Here is an 18,231-nt window from a genome sequence, read left to right on the forward strand (position 1 = left end):
ATCAAGAAGCACAACGTTACAAAAGCAAAAAGAGCGAAGCCGGAATCCACATTCCAAAGCTTCGCTCTTTTTTTATTTTACTCAGCCAGCTTAACCAGACCAGTCCCGGCGACGCGTGAACAAATCCTTCAGTTCATCGGTCGATAGTTCGGTAATCCAGTTCTCGGAGCTGGTGATGATGTTGTCACTAAGTTGTTGCTTGCTCTCCAGCATCTCGTCGATGCGTTCCTCCAGTGTACCGAGGGAGATGAATTTGTGCACCTGTACGTCCTTGGTTTGTCCCATGCGATAGGCCCGGTCTGTTGCCTGGTTCTCCACTGCGGGGTTCCACCAGCGGTCAAAGTGGAAGACATGATTGGCCGCCGTCAGATTCAGCCCAACACCACCAGCCTTGATGGACAGAATGAAGACCGAAGGTTGCTTGTCCGCAGGCAGTGTACGGGACTGAAATTCCTCAATCATGCGATCCCGTGCAGTCTTCGACGTGCCACCATGCAGGTAGAGTACAGGCTCTTGCAGCTCCTGCCGTAGCACTTGCTGTAACATCTGCCCCATGCCGATATATTGTGTGAAAATCAGGCATCGCTCCCCCTCGTCACGTAGCTCGCGGACCAGCTCCATCAGCCGTTCCAGCTTGGCCGAGCGGCTGATCAGCATCGCCATGTCCTGCGGACTGTACACGTCATAGGTTGATGTTGCCGGATCATCCGCAGGCAGTTCTTCAGGCAACGTTTCCTTGGTGAGCAACAGCGGGTGGTCACACAATTGCTTCAATTGGGTTAACGCGGAGAGAATCGCACCTTTGCGCTTGATGCCCTCCAGCTCTTTCATTTTATCCATCAGGGCTTGCACCGATTGGTCATATAATGCACTCTGTTCACCTGTGAGGTGAATATATGTTTTCATCTCATTTTTGTCCGGCAGATCGAGCTGGATATTCGGATCTTTTTTCTTACGGCGAAGCATAAAAGGTTTCACCAGTTGTTGCAGATCCTGCATGCGCTGCTCATCCTTATCCTTTTCAATCGCACTGATGAAGCGGGTTTGAAATGCCCGGGCACTGCCCAGATAACCCGGATTAATGAAATCATAGATCGACCACAGTTCGGATAACCGATTCTCGATCGGCGTACCTGTAAGCGCAATGCGATGTTTCGCCGGGAAACTGCGTACAGCCACGGACTGTTTCGTCTGGGCATTCTTGATGTTCTGCGCCTCGTCCAGACAGATGGCAGACCACGTATAGGTTTCCAGCAGTTCCTGATCCAACGTCGCCGTGGCGTAGGAAGTAATGATAATATCCGACTGTTCGGCTTGCTCCCGGAATTCTTCTCCGTTTAACCGGCGTGCCCCGTAATGCAGACTGACACGGATGGAAGGAGCAAAACGGCTGATTTCCTTCTGCCAGTTCCCGAGTACGGATGTTGGACAAATCAGAAGGGCAGGTGCTTGTCCAGGTAGTCTTGGCTCATGATCTTTAATGTGCAATAAATACGTAATGAACTGAATCGTTTTCCCAAGACCCATATCATCAGCAAGACAAGCGCCTAAGCCGAATCTGCGCAGAAAACCAAGCCAAGCAAAACCTTCCTTCTGGTAGGAACGTAGCTCTGCATGAAGTCCCTCCGGAACGGGCAGGGAAGGGGCTCCGCCTTGTCCGCCTCCGAGCTGAGCGATGACCCGGTTCAGATGATCATTTAACTCCACCTCAAGCCGGATACTCTCGCTGGTCTGAGATGGCTCTGGTTCCTGTTCGCCCTCGGCCTGTTGACCTTCCTTCCATTTCTGCTTGGCATATTCACGCTGTTCATTGTGAAGCAGATGCAGGTGCAGAATATCCTGAAACGAGAGTCCTTGCTCCCGATCTACACCACCCATCGCTCTGCGAATTTGCTCCAGCAGATCGGGGTCGAGCGGAACCCATTCGCCGCGGAAACGGACGAGTCGTTCATTACGGGCGACGAGATCTGCAAATTCTTCTTCACTAAGATCACTATCCCCAATAGCGATGCGCCAGTCAAAATGAATGATGGAGTCCAATCCAAAGAACGATTGGCCCCGCTCGCTGCCTTCCTCCGGTTTTACCTTGGCTCGCAGCTTCGGTTTTTTCTTCCGGGCGGCTTCCCACCAGCCCGGCAATAGAACTTGCCATCCCGCGGCTAGCAAGCGACCGCTCTCCTGGGTCAGAAACTGCCAGGCTTGCTGATCATCCAGCGGATCGCTCAGAATATCTCGTCTGCCGCTGATGGAACTGCCAAGACGCGGCAGTTGCGCACGCAGCTGATCCAGCCAGCCAGCCGAGCGATCCAGAACAAATGGCGTCCAAGCTTCGGGCCATTCGCCCTCCAGTCGTCCGCGTGAATCGAGCATGACGGGCACGAGAATGGCAGCGTCCAGCTTGTTCTGCAATACCAAACGCAGTCGCCAGGAGAAGTCGTCCTCGTCCGGCTCCTGCAATTGCAGCATCGGGCGGAAGGGTGCGGCATCGGCTTTCCAGCCGATGGACACCAGCCACGACCGAGCATCAAGGCCGCCTGTTCGCGGAAGCACTCCGCGCTCGGGGAAGAGCTGCGGGAACTCCCGCCGCAGGTCGGTGGCTGCTTCTTCGGAGCTATACCAGCGCTGGAACACAGCGGCAGAGTAAGCTGCGCCAAGTCCTTCAGCGAAACTTTCATCCGTCTGCTGCATGGCTTGGTGAAGTGCAGCCAGATCCTGCTTTTTCAGACTATCCGAGTCCCACGTCCATTGCAGTTGTCCGGCACGATAAGCCTCAAAGCTGGGTACATGCTTGCGATGATCAATAGACGAGGACAGTATAGGGGCTAGTCGGATCAGGTACTCAGCCTGTTCATCCCACTTCCACTCAATATGAATCAGAGTCTTCATCTCTGCAAAGAATGGGAGAACCTCTTCCGCAGGCAACACCACAAGCTCAATCTCTTCAATCTGCCGGATTTCAAGCTCCGTGCCGTAAAAGGAAGGAGCATGCCATGCGAATAGACGCTGCTTCAACGACTGGCCTGACACAAAGTGATGTGTATTCAGCGCACCGTAAAATAGCGCATCGCCATAGCCGGTCAACGCCACGTGTACCTCAATCGTTTCCGTGTATGGGTGAATTAGACTCATGGTATCAGTTTACCTTTCCGAAGTTCCTCCTGCAGAGCGCGCAATCGGCTGTTACGAACAGCCAGTGCAGTAATAAACTGCTCCCACGGCTCTTCTCGCTTCATTTTTTTATATATTTTGGATAGTCGTTTCAGCAGCTTTACTGCGGCTTTATAACCATCCCTGTTCTTGTGTGCGATATAACGCTCCACCGCCTGGTGATAGAACGGCAAAAGCAACTCAGGGGCGTCCTTCTCAATGGGTTGCAATACAGCTACTCGGAATTCGAGAGGTTCAGTGCCTGTGCTCAGCTGAAAATCAATCCACCTGCGCCACTGCCCCCGAGAATGCATGGCATCCTCATAAGCAGGCCTGGAGTGGGGAAGCATGCTGACCAGCGTGTCCCACATCCGGTGCTCTGCATCCGGGACATGCTGGATTGCAGTATCCCACAATCGCATATAGTCCTGTAAAGGAGCATTGCGGCGACCCGCCAGCAGGGGCCCGAGCTGTACCAGCCATTCGGACAGACGTGTCCATTCAGCTGCATCGGTCAGTGTATGGAGAAAGTACAACAGATGTTCCGGCGGAATGCCATAGGCTGAGCTGCCATGGACAAGTTTCTGCCAAGCTGATGAATCCTGTTCCAGATGGTAGTACATCCAGCTCTGTGCCAGAACAAGCGGTAAGGGTAAAGATCCTTTTCTGACGTTCTTCTCTCCGCCGGGGACAGCTCCTTCTGGCGAAATGATCTTTGCTTCTGCTTCGTTCAGTAGATGAAGTTCTGACTCCAACATCGCCTGTTTACCTTGAAGCCAGGGCACAATCCAGTTCAGCCACAGCTTGGAGTAAACGGGTGAGAAGAACATCATATTAGCTGTCTCCGGCAACATCTCTGTCCGCAAATAAGCCGAAGTTTCTTCGAGCCTTGCCCAGACTTGTTCAAATGCCGTGCCCTTCAATCCGGACAAGTCCAGCGACTGGAGCAGAAGGGTCTCAATTCCTTTTTGGAGAGAGTCTACCGCCAGCTGGGCAGGGTAACTTAAATACACAGGAGTATGCGTAATCGAGTTGCGCGCGGGTGGTATACAGTATCGCATGAGGTAAAGCTGAACATGCAGCTCAAACAGCTGATCCATCGCCACTGACATCTTGGGTTTGATCGCGTATAGTTCATCTGCAGCTTCCTGAATGTAGCCCGTCGTTGCCGTTCCTGTCCCGAGTCGCTTAAGGGTCGCTCGAAATAGTTCATGCCATTCAACAATGTCCATTCCAGCGAGTTCGGTTGCCCGCTCCTTAATTGTGCTATACTGGGGTCCATCCGAGGAGATATTGTCTTGGACAGCCTCCTCTTGTTCCGTAACATCGCTGAAGCTATAAGCTCTCGCAGATGTCGAACCTGCCGGTTTGCTGGTTTGTTTCAAGGCAGTACTTGCATGTGCATTGACCAGTGCAGTAACGGGGCGTCCTTGCTGTTCGGCATAACTCATCAATACAGCAGCCATATGTTTGCATGGAGAGTTAACCGGGCAGGCACAATAACTGGTGGACAAGTCCTGCATACGGAGCACAACCTCGTAAGATTCTGATCCTTGTACCTGGGCGGTAATAGACTGAGCATCGTTGAAATTTATAGATACAACACGTTTCTGTTTATAATATTGGAATCCACGCATGATCGTCAGGTTGTTAAAAAGATCTGCAACTTCACGAATCAGTGCTTGCCACTGCGTGTCATCCATGATCTGATCCTTAGGTTTGTTCATCATTCCATCTCCTGGGGTATACATGGTTAACTAATGATGACGTCTTCGACGTCAAGGTCTAGAGTTTCAATGCTTCTATCATATCAGTTCTGGAGATGCTCGTGCAGACGTCATCGGAATCTACTGCACGAATACTCCATATTGTGTATGCTTATCTTATAACGTATGTATTCATTTCAGGAGCGGTACTGGCTGCGCGGCAGCCATATAAAGACTATATTCAACAACAGGAGCGAGCATAGAGATGAAAATCCTTACATTAAATGTCCATGCTTGGGCGGAAGAAAACCAACGAACCAAGATCAGTCAGCTGGCTGATTTTATCAATACACATCAATTTGATATCATATCGATGCAAGAAGTGAACCAGCCGATTCAAGAAACGGCTCTGACCCAAGAGGAATTGCAGACGTATACAGCAACCGAAGCGGATGTGACGATCAAAAAGGATAACTACGCTCATGTCCTGCTACAGCAACTAACCGAGACGTATTACTGGACCTGGATTCCAACACATATCGGGTTTCGTACATACGATGAGGGGCTGGCGATTCTAAGCCGGACACCCATTACTCGTTCATTCGGCGAATACGTGTCCCACATGCGGGATTATAACAACTATCGAACACGCAAAATCGTCGGGATTGAGACTACCCTGGAAGGTGAGTCCACATCCACATGGTTTGTGAACGGACATTATAACTGGTGGGATGATGCACAGGAACCTTTTAAGGGGCAATGGGATTTGACCGAGCGTGTGCTTGCACCTTATATGCATCAACCGTTGTATCTGATGGGGGACTTCAACAATGTCGCGGAGATTCGTGGACAAGGCTACGATTACATGATGGAACATGGCTGGAATGATCTGTATACGACAGCCGAACAAAAAGACGACGGGGCTACTGTGGTTAAAGCGATTGCCGGTTGGGCGAACAATGAACAACCGCTAAGAATTGATTATATTTTCTCGAATCGTCCTGTTCAGGCGCAGATCTCCAACGTTGTGTTAAATGGTAAAAAGGGACCTGTCGTATCCGATCATTTCGGTGTTGCGGTAGAGATATAAGGATATTCCGAGTTTATGCTTTTGCACGTACATTCTCTTTCTCGTGTACGCCTGAATGCTATATTCGATCATGTAGATAGAAAGCCTCCGCTCATATCCCGAACAGGGAATGACTGTGGAGGCTCTTGGTGTGTTATGAAAAACTCATTTCTTATGTAAATCGTGCTGCTTAAATTAAATTTTTCTAAGATTCATTGTTGATCAATAAATGTTTATTCAAGCGCCAGCATCTGCTGTACAAACTTTTTTAGATTTGCACTGGTCTCACTCAGTTGTTCAATACTTTGCATAAATTCAGTCACAAGCTTGGCTTGATCTCCAGTTGCTGTCGTAATCTGGCCAATCTCTTGCTCCATATATTTCATGGAATGCTGCACACTGCCCAGAGAGGTCTCTATATCCGACGCAGCTTGTTTCGTATGATCGGAGAGTTTACGGACTTCACTAGCTACGATGCCGAATCCGGCGCCTTGCTCACCGACACGAGCGGCCTCAATCATTGCGTTTAATCCAAGCAGATTGGTTTGCTCGGAGACTTCACGAATCACGTTAGTGACTTTTGTGACGTTAATCGAATTTTCGGATGCCTTTTGAGAATTTCGCAAAATTTCCTCCGAGGTTGTTGACAGCTGTTCCGAATGAGCTGCAATTTGCTGAATGCCACCAACAAGGGAGTTGATTGTTGTTTCGCTTTCGCTAATCAGCTTTTCCAGTGTAAGGTGATTATCAAGTGCGTAGTTGACCCCCAGTATGCCGACTACTTGTCCGTTTTCTTTTACAGGGATGAGGATGGAATCGAACGGCCTTCCCTGAAGATCACCAGGCATGCGCACAACGGTGCGGGAGTCCTTATTGCTCAGCATTTTGAAATGCTTGTAGTCATCATGTAGTTCGTCGCCGGCTTTTACACCAATATCTAGACTTTGGGCTTCGGAGAAATATAATACCTTTTCATGATCATTGATCGATATGGAGATATCGTCACGGAACATTTGACGTACAAAAGGCATCGTATTGACCAGAGATTCAAGCGTATTCAATATAAATCTGTCCTTTCCAAATTAGTATGGGTTGTTATTAAACTACCTAGTATATATCGGTTGCGTCTCGAATTTCTTTTAACCATGATTGTAACAGGTACCATATATTTCTTGGTTTTGGTAAGCGAAGCGAGGATTTGCGAATACAGTGTAAGCGTAAACAAAAATCTATAGCCACCATGAGCTGTGTCAGTTATACTAGGATTATTAATCGATACGAATGGTAAAAGAAATGCTGTCGCTTGCTCATAAAGGGGTATCCTCATTGAGGTTAAGCGCTATATCTATATCATGAAAATAAGTGAACAACGTCCTGTAAACAAGCATGGGCTTTTATAAGATTGAGAAGTACTTCAACATGAGAGGAATGTGGCATTCAATGACAACGTATTTCAGTGAACCGCAGAGCATGTATTATCGATTCGGAGAAGATCAGGAGCAGGTATTGAAGGTGCTTGCCGAGAGATATATTGGTGCCAATGCACAGGCCGATTTTGTGTACCGTGCGTTTCAGCAATCCGGCATTTTGCAAAATGATAAAGGGCTCTATGATCTGAATCTTGGTAAACGCTTTCCAGACGCGCCGAAAGATCATATCTCCTACGCCGCAGCGCTGGTATGGGGGGATGAGAACCGTAATCTCGATGTGCTGGTACGTTGCTATGGACCGGTACGTTTTTATTTTAACAACGAGTTGATCTACCGTTCTACGGTCATTGATGAGATAACGCCAGATGCCACGGTGAAGCTTGGAATCGACATCGAGCCCGGCTGGAATACCGTGTGGCTGGAGATGAAAAACACCCCTGCCGGATTCGGATGCCAGTTCGGTTCCGATGAAGGCAAAGTACGTATTTTGAATGTACTTGCTCCTTTTCAAGAGCGTTCGGGGCAAGCGGGATGGGTCTTCTCTGAACCTGTTACATCTGCACAAGCCCAGCCAAACCTGCTCGCGAGTCAAGGAGAGAGTAATCTAAAATGGTTGCCAGAGACCCAGTGGTCTGCTTCCGAACAGAATAAATCGGCTTTGGAACGAATCTATGGACTGCTTCCAGGCAGACACGCTTATGCATGGACGAATCTGAACAATCGTGATACCTCTGGACGTCCGGTTCGATTATCTGGACAATCCTCTGGTCCAATACAGATCTGGCTCGGGGACAAGTCAGTTGCAACAATAAAAAACGCAGGATCGTTTGAAGTGGAGGTTGAAGCCACATTTGGCCGAAATGATCTTCTGGTACGAAGTGAATGTCAAGCTGGTGCTGGCTCATGGGGATTTGACCTGAAAGCTTCTGTCGGTAAAGAGTCTCTTCAGTTGGAGCTTCCGCAACGAGTGCAGGGAGCATTGGAAGAATGTTGGTTCTATGCAGGTCCATTTGAATCTGGAGCCGAGCCAGAACTTGCAGATTTGATGCGTTTGGATCGTGTGTACCGGACTAATGCAGGACAACAAGGCACAGGAACGAGCGGCGTTTCGCAAGCAGGGCGGACGTACTGGCGTTTGGATCGGCCGGATACGTTCATCCGACCTTATTATGAAAATGCGATGCTGAGCAATAAATGGACCGTGGGTAGTGTAACCAACTATGGACGTTGGGATTACCCGCTGGGTGTTACCGTCTATGGCCTGCTCCAGGCAGGACGATATATGCAAAGAACAGATATTACCCGTTATGCCGCAGAACATGTACAGTCATGCACTCAGATGTATGAGTATTCTCTATGGGATCGTGAGCAGTATGGTTTTCCTTCTATTAATCAGCAGTTAATTATGTTGAAGATGTTGGATAACTGTGGTTCCTTCGGCTCAGCGATGCTGGAATCATATACGGAATGCAAGGAACCAACCTTCCTTCCCATTGCTGAACGAATCGCGGACTTTATGCTTAACCGTTTGGAGCGTCAAACGGATGGGGCGTTCTATCGAACATGTGCTGGGGAATATGCCGAGAATACGATGTGGGCAGATGACCTTTACATGAGTACACCGTTCCTTGTGCGGTATGCTCGTGTGACAGGGAAATCCGAAGCACTCGATGAAGCGGCCAAACAGTTTTCGTTGTATCGCAAATATTTGTTTATGCCTGAATACAAGATCATGTCTCATGTATATGATTTCAAATATAAACAGGCGACTCAGATTCCTTGGGGGCGTGGTAACGGGTGGACTCTTTTCTCCCTGACAGAAGTACTGGAGGCATTGCCTGAAGACCACGCGGAGCGTCCCGCTTTAATCGAGTTTTTCAACGAGCTATGCGAGGGTTATGCAGCACTGCAAAGTGAGAGCGGGCTCTGGCATCAAGTATTGAATCATTCGGAAACGTATCTGGAAGCCTCCTGTACAGCTATGTTTGCGTATGGTTTCGCACGTGGTGTGCGTTTCGGCTGGTTTAAAGATCCTTCGGCATACGTTACGGCAGCTCAGCGGGCTTGGAAGGGACTGGTGAGCAACGCCATTGACCGTCAAGGGAACGTTCACGGCGTATGTAGCGGATCAAGATATGCATTCACAGCTGAATACTACGATCAAGATTTGCGGACGGTTACCAATGACAACCATGGCATTGGGATCATGATGCTGGCTGGAACAGAGGTAGCCAAAATGGAGAAACATTTATCGGAGCGCACGGCGAAGTCTACAGCGTCTACTGTACATTCCGGATAGAACGAGGTTGTATCAGCTTCCCACCTGCTTCATTTTTTAGGTTTGTTCATCATGAAGAGATAAGCGCCACCGGGAATGTGGTTTCCGGTGGTTTTTCTTTCCTGTGAACCCCTTACTTTTTTGACAGGATAGCTTACTTTTGTTTATGTCATGTACAGAGACAGGCGATTACAATAGTTTTGTAAGCGATTTCATATAAGCAAAAAGGGGAGGAAATTCATTCATGATCATCACCAAAAAGTGGGTAACCCTGTTCTGCCTGTCCCTGTTATTATTCGCTACAGCCTGTTCTGGAGGAACCTCAAGCACACCGGCATCTTCCGGTGATTCAGGCCAAGGCGGTACTTCTGACAAAATTGAACTGCGCATGACCTGGTGGGGGTCACAGACCAGACATGATCTGACAACCAAAGTGATCAAACTGTTTGAAGAGAAACATCCAGGCATTACAATTAAAGCTGAATATTCGGGCTGGGATGGATATTTTGACAAACTTACGACTCAGGTTGCCGGTTCGAACGCTCCGGATATCATCCAGATGGACTACGCGTTTCTGACGGACTTTGCACGGCGCGGTGCTTTGCTTGACCTGACGCCATATGCAGATAAAGAGCTGCGAATCAAAGACCACGACAAGAGCATGATTACAGCCGGATCGATCGACGATAAACTATATGCCATCACCCTTGGGGTGAATGCGCCAGGTGTCATTTATGACGCAACATTATTCCAGCAACTGGGCATTGAAGAGCCGAAGGAAAGCTGGACATGGGACGACTTCTCAGCGATAGCAGCCAAGATTGCTGCAGCGAAGGGAGACGGATTCTACGGTTCGGCTGACATTTCCGGTGCTACGAATATGTTTGAGGTATTTGTACGCCAGTCCGGTAAAGGGTTGTTTGAGGATGGCACCATGACAGCAACAAGTGACCAATTGAAAGAGTGGTTTGAGATGTGGGCTGCATTGCGTGAGAACAGAGGAGCTACATCCGCTGAAGTCGCTGCTTCCACAACCAATGCACTCGAAACCAGACCGATTTCTTTGGGTACAGCGGCTATGGACTTTGCGTGGTCCAACCAACTGCTTACGTTCCAACAAGTGAACAAAAACCAGGATCATAAGCTTGGCATTCAAGTGTTGCCACATGGTGTGAACGAACAACGGATCGGTGAGTATCTGAAGCCAGGCCAGTTCCTGTCCGGTTATGCCAAATCCAAACATCCAAAAGAAGTAGCTATGTTCATTGACTTTATGGTGAATGACCCTGAAGCGACAGCGATTCTTGGATCAGAGCGCGGTGTGCCAGTCAATGCGAGTATCCGTGAGCAGATGCAGCCGAAGCTGTCAGATGCAGAGAAAGTCATTTTCCAATTCATTGATACGGTATCCAAACATTCCAGTGAAATTAGCCCGCCATACCCGCAAGGTTTTGCTGAAGTGGACACGAGTTTCAAAAGTGCAAGCGAACAGATCGCTTTTGGTCAAGGTAGTATGACAGACATCATTGCCCAGTTTATTGAGGGCGCCAAAGCAACGCTTGGATCAAGCCAGTAAAGAGAATAGAACTTGTAGCTATAGACGAGTTTTACCTGTATCTGTATTTGTAGATATGTCTACAAGATATATCTACAAATACACCTGGCGGAAACCGTTCCGATGAATTCAAATCCTGCGGGGAGGTTGCGAAAATGACGACATCACAGGTCAGTCAAGCCAGAATCGAGAAAGTAGCCGCCCGGCGCATGAAACGTCGATACGCCCATAATGGAGCCGCTCTGCTCTTTCTCGCTCCTTGGCTTGTCGGATTAGTATTTCTGACCCTGGGTCCCATGCTTGCTTCGTTATACATTTCCTTTACCGATTATAGTATTCTTGCCGCTCCAAACTGGGTCGGTCTGAATAACTACGTCACCATGTTTACGTCTGACAAGCTGTTCACCAAGTCACTTCAGGTGACATTTACTTACGTTGCTGTCTCCGTCCCACTCAAACTGATTTTTGCCTTATTTGTCGCGATGCTGCTCAACAAAGGCATTCGCGGACTTGGCATATACCGCACCGTGTATTACATCCCTACATTGCTGGGAGGCAGCGTAGCTATCGCAATGTTGTGGCGCAAAATGCTGGGCGGTGACGGATTGCTCAACAGCGTACTGGCGATGGTAGGCATTAAAGCACCTGACTGGGTGGCTAATCCGAAGTACGCACTGTATTCCATTGTTCTGTTGTCTGTATGGCAGTTCGGTTCATCCATGATCATCTTCCTGGCAGGACTCAAACAGATTCCACCGGAGTATGATGAAGCGTCTGCGGTAGACGGTGCGGGTCCGATGCGGAGATTTTTCTATATCACGTTGCCGATCCTGTCACCTGTCATCTTCTTTAACTTAGTTATGCAGCTGATTACGTCCTTTCAATCGTTCACACAGGCCTTCATTATCAGTAACGGCAGCGGGGGTCCTGTAAATTCCACATTGATGTACTCTCTCTATCTGTACAAAAAAGGGTTCTCCTTCTTTCAGATGGGTTATGCTTCTGCCATGGCGTGGGTGCTGGTAATCCTGATCGGCGTATTTACATTGCTCGTATTCCGCAGCAGCAAGTTGTGGGTACACTATGAGGATGGTGGAAAATCATGATTGGACAACGTAACTCCGTAGCATGGATTGTCACCAAACATGTACTGATTTCAGGTATTGCCCTTGTGATGCTCTATCCTGTTCTGTGGATGCTGGGCAGCTCGTTCAAGCCGGGGCACATGATTTTTACAGAAACTTGGTTCTGGCCAAAGGAATGGAATTGGCAAAATTACATGACGGGCTGGTCCGGCGCTCAGGGGAATGCCTTTTCCAAATTTCTGACCAACTCCATCGTTCTGTCGCTTGGAGCCGTGCTGGGCAATGTGATCTCCTGTTCGATGGCGGCCTATGCCTTCGCCCGGCTAAACTTCCGCTTCAAAGCAATCTGCTTCGGGCTAATGCTGATGACGATTATGCTACCGCACCACGTTACGCTAATCCCGCAGTATATTCTCTTTAATCAGTTGGAGTGGGTGAATACGTACTTGCCACTTGTTGTACCAAAATGGTTGGCAACTGACGCGTTTTTCATCTTCCTTATGGTACAGTTTTTCCGGGGATTACCGCGAGAACTGGATGAAGCAGCGACGATCGACGGTTGTGGCCCGGTAAGAATCTATACCAAAATCATTATCCCGCTCGCTTTTCCGGCACTGGTAACGACGATGATCTTTACGTTTTTGTGGACGTGGGATGATTTCTTCAGTCAATTGATCTACCTGAGCGATGTGAGCAAGTACACCGTTCCGCTGGGACTACGCCTGTTCCTGGATTCGAGCTCACAGTCCGATTGGGGTCCGATGTTTGCCATGTCTGTGTTATCCCTTGTGCCATGTTTTATCGTATTTATCGTGTGTCAGAAGTACTTCGTGGAAGGAATCGCGACCTCTGGGCTCAAAGGGTAATTCCAAGACGAAACGAGTTGATTCCGAGTGCGAAAAACAAGATGGTCTGCCTACATTCTTCAAAAGTTGCAACAAAGCAAGCTCTCCACATTGATGGTGACTTGCTTTATTGCGTTTAATTTACTGCTTGTCTCCATTATTGTATGGCTGGCTTATCAATCCTTCTCTGCGGTCACATTTACCGAAATCAGCAAAGCACGTCTTGCTCTTTTGAATGAGAGCACCAGGCGAGGCTTTGATTTTATTACTGGGGTAACGGGCACGTCCTATGGGCTCGCAAGCAACAGGGAGTTGTCCAACTTGCTGGATACATCCAATACGGGCAGGTTGGCACAAATTCATCAGCGGAGAGAGGTTTCAAAAATTCTGGATCATACCATGGTGGTGAGTGATGGGATTACCTCGATTGAGCTGTATACGGATGCTTTTAATGAAGTGACAGTTACCATGGCTGACCGTATTTTCCCTGTAGATGCTATATCGAATGATTCATGGTTTGCCGCACTGGAGAAGGCGGACGCAGCCTGGGTTCCGTTACGTGAGAATGAATCGGGACAATCCTTGGTTGGATATGCACAGCGGATCTATGATAGTCGAGGCGGGACGGTCGCTTATGTGCTCATTCGTCTAAGCAGAGCAGATATCGTACGCAGGTTTGCCGATGTTCCAATGGTGCTTGATGGCAAAGTGCTACTGGTGGATACCGCCGGCAATGTGGTGATGCAGATGGGGAAGGCTGATCCGTCAGGGGGAAGTACAGGTCAGTCCGATCAAGAAGATCAATCACGTCCCGAAGAAAAGCAGACCATAGCTCAAGGAACGGTGGACGGGACTGACTCATCATCTTCTATTATAGATAGTGCCTGGATTCAGGAGCATGCTCGCCCTGGAGAAGACGGATTCGAAGTAGTATCAGGTCAACCGGGAGGGGCACAACTGGTGCTGTACTCCAGACCTGCTATGCTTCAGTGGCGTCTTGTGCAGACCATTCCTGTATACACCTTGTTATCCCCGGTTCGCCAAGCAGGGTGGCAGATCCTTGGCATCGCTGTGCTTGGGCTTCTATGCTCGGCTGTGCTCGCGTATTTGTTTGTACGGCAGATTATCCGCCCTTTGCGACAGTTGATCAAACGAATGAGGCAACTCGAAAAAGGAGACTTCGACACTCGTGTACAGCTCTCCTTCACGGAGGAGTACGCTCATCTGGCATATGGTTTTAACCATATGGCTTCACAGCTTACGATGCTGATGGAGCAGGTCAAAGAAGAGAGTCGAGCGAAACGGGAAGCGCAAACCAGCTTGCTTGAGGCTCAGATCAAACCTCATTTCTTATACAATACGCTGGATATGATTCACTGGCGTGCGCTTGATTATGAAGCGAAGGACATCAGTCGTATGATTGTGCAACTGAGCAAGCTGCTGCGGATCGGGCTGAGTGGGGGCAGATTGTTTATCCGTGTAAGGGATGAATTAGAGCATGCCCGTTGTTACGTCAGCATTCAATCTGAACGCTTGCCATTCTCGATTCAATATGAGGAACGCATTGATCCACGTATACGTGGGTGTCACATCCCCAAGATCATCTTGCAACCCTTTATTGAAAATGCCGTGATGCATGGGCATCCATTGGAAGGAACGTTGCGTATCCAAGTATGTATTGCCCCGGCGGAAGGGTCTGTTGCTGACATCACCATTCGAATCATGGATAATGGGCAAGGTTTGCCGGAGGATTGGAACATGGAGGATGCACGAGGTATCGGTGTTCGTAATGTACATCAACGTATTCAGTTGTATTGTGGACAAAGGTATGGCGTGCAACTACGGAATGGAAGTTCAGGCGGTGTCGAGGTGGAGATTACACTACCGCGCATTGAGACCGAAGAGCATTTAAATCTGTGGCTGGACGGTGAAAAATGATGAAAACCATTATGCTTGTCGATGACGACCCGCATATTATTAAAGCGCTGACCGAGCATATTAACTGGCCCTCCCTGGGCCTGAGTATTGCTGGTACAGCTGCGAGTGGAGTGGATGCACTTGAGCTGTTCCAGCGCGTGCATCCGGATCTTGTCATGACCGACGTATACTTGCCGGGCATGACTGGACTTGAAGTCACGCAGGAGTTGCGGCGTGACTATCCCCACTTGCCGATTATCATCCTTAGTGGATATGACGAGTTCGAAAACGCCAGAGCGGCTATGCGCTGGGGCGTGAATCACTTTTTGCTAAAGCCAGCGGAGGTGGAAGAGATTGAGTCAGTGCTACGGGAAGTGTTGCTGGAACAAGATGTGCGAGAGCGGCGAGAGCGGCTGGAGCGGACGTATAAACAAGAAGCGGGAAGAGTGCTCCCTTACTTACGCAAACAGTTTCTTCATGAATTGCTGACCACACGTTATCGAGCGGACGAATTGCCCGAGGCACGGATGGATTATATCGGGTTTCAAATCTATGATAAGGTTCGTGCAGTCAGTTTGCAGTTGAATCGTCCGGGTTTTATGACACGTATGAAAGAGCGAGACTGGCAACTGTTACGTTATGGAGCGGCGGATATCATCCAGGAAACAGTGAAGCAACAGACTGCTGAGATGGCGAATTGCCAAGTGGAGGTTGTGGATTATTCGGATCAGGTATTTGTACTCGTTATGCTTGGAGACAAGGATTATTTTGAGGACTTGCAGGCTCTCGTAGGTCGCATGATTGATCAGATCTTTACGTATCTGAAAATTGAAGTTAGCGCCGGCATTGGTCGGGTGAAAGAGCATCCCTGCGAGGTCATCGATTCTTATCTGGAGAGCAGGGAAGCGGTAGAACGAGCGGAGTTTCAGGGTGGGAACCGCATTTATCATGTGGAGACATCGGAAGAGGTGGAGCGAAGCGCGACAGATTATTCATTGTTGCTTCATCAATGGGATGAGGCGTGGGCCGATCTACGGATTGATCAGGCGGAGGAGGTCTGGCTTCAATTATTCCATTCGCTACAAGAGGGGAACTGTGCAAGCATTCAGGATGCCCAGGTGGTAGCGGTTAGTTTATTTGATACGATGATGCATAGCTGGAAAAAGCAACAGCCGATGCTGACACCGCCTCTCACGATGAGTGACTTCCTGCGTGAAATACAGTCGAAATATGCCTTGCATGATCTGATAAACTGGATGGATGGCGTCATTAAGGGATGGCTGGAGCAGATCCGCAAGGAGATGGGCGAGAAGAAAAGCAACAAACTTATCGCTCAAGTGAAACAATACGTTGAGGAACATTACGCAGAGGAGATCAGTTTCGAGGCCATTGCCAAAGGTCTTTTTGTGCATCCCAAGTATTTAAGCCAGCTATTCAAAAGGGTAACCGGAGAGAATTTCGTCAGCTACCTGAACGGATACCGTATCCAGCGGGCAGTGGAGCTACTGCAGTCGGGACATTATATGGTGTACGAAGTCAGTGAAATGACGGGGTTCCGCAATGCGACGTATTTTAGTCAGGTGTTCAAGATGTTGACGGGGAAAAGCCCGTCAGAGATTGGCTGAGTGGATTAGTTGTCAGTCTGGCAGGTTGAAGATTCGGGATTCTAAGTCAGATCGAGTGAGGTTGGCGCACCGAACAGAGCAGTATATAGAAGAGAATAAGACAAGGTGAGTGTGGAATGTAGCCTAAACAGAGTTGATGATGTTGTTAATGTTAAGGTTGAAAGGTGTGAGAGAGGCGAGATGATCATTGATGATCAGGAGTACCTAGTCAAAGGAATGCAATATACCATTCGTTCAGCCGTGGAAAAGGATGTAGATACGTTGTGCTCACTTCGTGTACAGCTAGACGGTGAGACGGATAATATGGATCGTGAAGCGGGCGAAGCCTACATTGATGCTTCGGGGTTCCAAGAGTTGATTCGCATGGATACCGCAAAACGTAACAATCTGTTTCTGGTTGCTGTGGCATCAGGTGACATTGTCGGGTACTGCAGGTGTGCTGGATCTGAGTTGAAGCGTTTTTCGGATCAGGTCGAGTTTGGGGTATGTGTTGCCCGTTCCTTCTGGGGATATGGTATAGGAAGAGAGTTACTGAAATCGTCCTTACATTGGGCGGATGAACAAGGGATCGAAAAGGTAACGTTAAAGGTACTTTCAACGAATGATAAAGCGATACGATTATATAAGATGAGTGGTTTTGAGATTGAAGGAGTCCTCAAGCGAGATCGAAGGCATGCGGATGGAGAGTATTACGATACAGTGATGATGGCCAGATTTCCCGATGGAACGAGATAACATATGAAATTAGGGGTCTTTGCTTAGTAGCTAGAATACACGGAACAAATGTTACCATAGATAGTTTTATCCCTATTGCTAGATGGAAGGGTTGTATGATTAATACAAGCTAGCTGAGAATAAACATTTAAAAAATAAGAGCTGGTCTAGTATCACAGGATTCCTTGGATAAATTTAAATGATGAGTATTTTATAAGGTGTATTTCATGTGTAGCTGAAACGAGTAGGGTAAGTAAAGGAATGTAGTGTGTGAGGGCAGTTTCAATTATCATTATAGAAGCAGGCTGATGTTATATGGTTTTGATCTAATGTCGACATATAGATGGGATATTTTACAAGTTGCAAAAAGGTTGTATGTTATGATATATTCTAAATCCGGCCAAGAAAACACAGTTTACACGGTGCGGCAAGCAAATAAAAACAAGCTTCAAAAGAAACTTGAAAAAAAGAGCTTGCAAAGTTGGTTCGGAAGTGGTATGATATAAAAGTTGCTGAAGCGAATGAGTGACGGTGACTGAATACGTTTGATCTTTGAAAACTGAACAACGAGTGAGTAAACATTCTGCTTGCAGAATGACGTGAAGGTTTTTGGTACATGCCATCTGGCTGTATGAAAACCGGAACACAAATGAGATTTTTAATCTCGTCAGATTCAAAATGAGCTTATCGCTCTTTTCAATAACTTTATTGGAGAGTTTGATCCTGGCTCAGGACGAACGCTGGCGGCATGCCTAATACATGCAAGTCGAGCGGAGTTGATGGAAAGCTTGCTTTCCTGATACTTAGCGGCGGACGGGTGAGTAACACGTAGGCAACCTGCCCTCAAGCTTGGGACAACT

Annotated in this window: 11 protein-coding genes and 1 rRNA gene; 9 read left to right on the forward strand and 3 right to left on the reverse strand. The window is 48.2% G+C overall.

Annotated features, from left to right (window positions below; translation table 11 throughout):
* Window positions 1-90: 90 nt before the first annotated feature.
* Window positions 91-3,120: a DEAD/DEAH box helicase gene (locus tag H7T88_RS21280; RefSeq protein ID WP_221790197.1), complete on the reverse strand. Its 3,030-nt coding sequence runs from the start codon at window positions 3,118-3,120 to the stop codon at window positions 91-93.
* A 5-nt stretch (window positions 3,121-3,125) separates the two neighbouring features.
* Window positions 3,126-4,877, reverse strand: coding sequence for an SWIM zinc finger family protein (locus H7T88_RS21285; RefSeq protein WP_221790177.1), 1,752 nt, complete (start codon window positions 4,875-4,877; stop codon window positions 3,126-3,128).
* Between the two features lie 241 nt (window positions 4,878-5,118).
* On the opposite strand from H7T88_RS21285, the gene H7T88_RS21290 reads away from it, so the two are divergent.
* Window positions 5,119-5,943 (forward strand): endonuclease/exonuclease/phosphatase family protein, encoded by an 825-nt coding sequence (locus tag H7T88_RS21290; RefSeq protein ID WP_221790178.1) that lies wholly within the window; start codon window positions 5,119-5,121, stop codon window positions 5,941-5,943.
* Between the two features lie 212 nt (window positions 5,944-6,155).
* Here the strand turns inward: H7T88_RS21290 and H7T88_RS21295 are convergent, their stop codons facing one another.
* Complete coding sequence (locus tag H7T88_RS21295) at window positions 6,156-6,983, reverse strand: methyl-accepting chemotaxis protein (RefSeq protein WP_221790179.1); 828 nt, start codon at window positions 6,981-6,983, stop codon at window positions 6,156-6,158.
* 358 nt (window positions 6,984-7,341) lie between these two features.
* On the opposite strand from H7T88_RS21295, the gene H7T88_RS21300 reads away from it, so the two are divergent.
* From H7T88_RS21300 to H7T88_RS21335, 8 genes are all read left to right on the forward strand, one after another.
* Complete coding sequence (locus H7T88_RS21300; RefSeq protein ID WP_260511048.1) at window positions 7,342-9,651, forward strand: glycoside hydrolase family 88/105 protein; 2,310 nt, start codon at window positions 7,342-7,344, stop codon at window positions 9,649-9,651.
* A 223-nt stretch (window positions 9,652-9,874) separates the two neighbouring features.
* A complete protein-coding gene (locus tag H7T88_RS21305; protein ID WP_154891485.1) occupies window positions 9,875-11,206 on the forward strand; it encodes an ABC transporter substrate-binding protein in 1,332 nt (443 codons plus the stop codon).
* 134 nt (window positions 11,207-11,340) lie between these two features.
* On the forward strand, window positions 11,341-12,291 hold the full coding sequence (locus H7T88_RS21310) for a carbohydrate ABC transporter permease (protein ID WP_397351819.1): 951 nt from the start codon (window positions 11,341-11,343) through the stop codon (window positions 12,289-12,291).
* Window positions 12,288-13,136: a carbohydrate ABC transporter permease gene (locus H7T88_RS21315; protein WP_090924199.1), complete on the forward strand. Its 849-nt coding sequence runs from the start codon at window positions 12,288-12,290 to the stop codon at window positions 13,134-13,136. Before H7T88_RS21310 ends, H7T88_RS21315 begins: the two co-directional genes overlap by 4 nt.
* 66 nt (window positions 13,137-13,202) lie before the next feature.
* Window positions 13,203-15,053 carry a sensor histidine kinase gene (locus H7T88_RS21320; RefSeq protein ID WP_221790180.1) on the forward strand — a complete coding sequence of 617 codons (1,851 nt, stop codon included), beginning with the start codon at window positions 13,203-13,205 and terminating at the stop codon, window positions 15,051-15,053.
* Complete coding sequence (locus H7T88_RS21325) at window positions 15,050-16,657, forward strand: response regulator (protein ID WP_221790182.1); 1,608 nt, start codon at window positions 15,050-15,052, stop codon at window positions 16,655-16,657. Before H7T88_RS21320 ends, H7T88_RS21325 begins: the two co-directional genes overlap by 4 nt.
* Before the next feature lie 180 nt (window positions 16,658-16,837).
* Window positions 16,838-17,392 carry a GNAT family N-acetyltransferase gene (locus H7T88_RS21330; protein ID WP_221790184.1) on the forward strand — a complete coding sequence of 185 codons (555 nt, stop codon included), beginning with the start codon at window positions 16,838-16,840 and terminating at the stop codon, window positions 17,390-17,392.
* Between the two features lie 684 nt (window positions 17,393-18,076).
* Window positions 18,077-18,231, forward strand: a 16S ribosomal RNA gene (locus H7T88_RS21335); the annotation flags it as partial.

The sequence above is a fragment of the Paenibacillus cucumis (ex Kampfer et al. 2016) genome (assembly GCF_019748695.1).
Taxonomy (GTDB): domain Bacteria; phylum Bacillota; class Bacilli; order Paenibacillales; family Paenibacillaceae; genus Paenibacillus; species Paenibacillus polysaccharolyticus.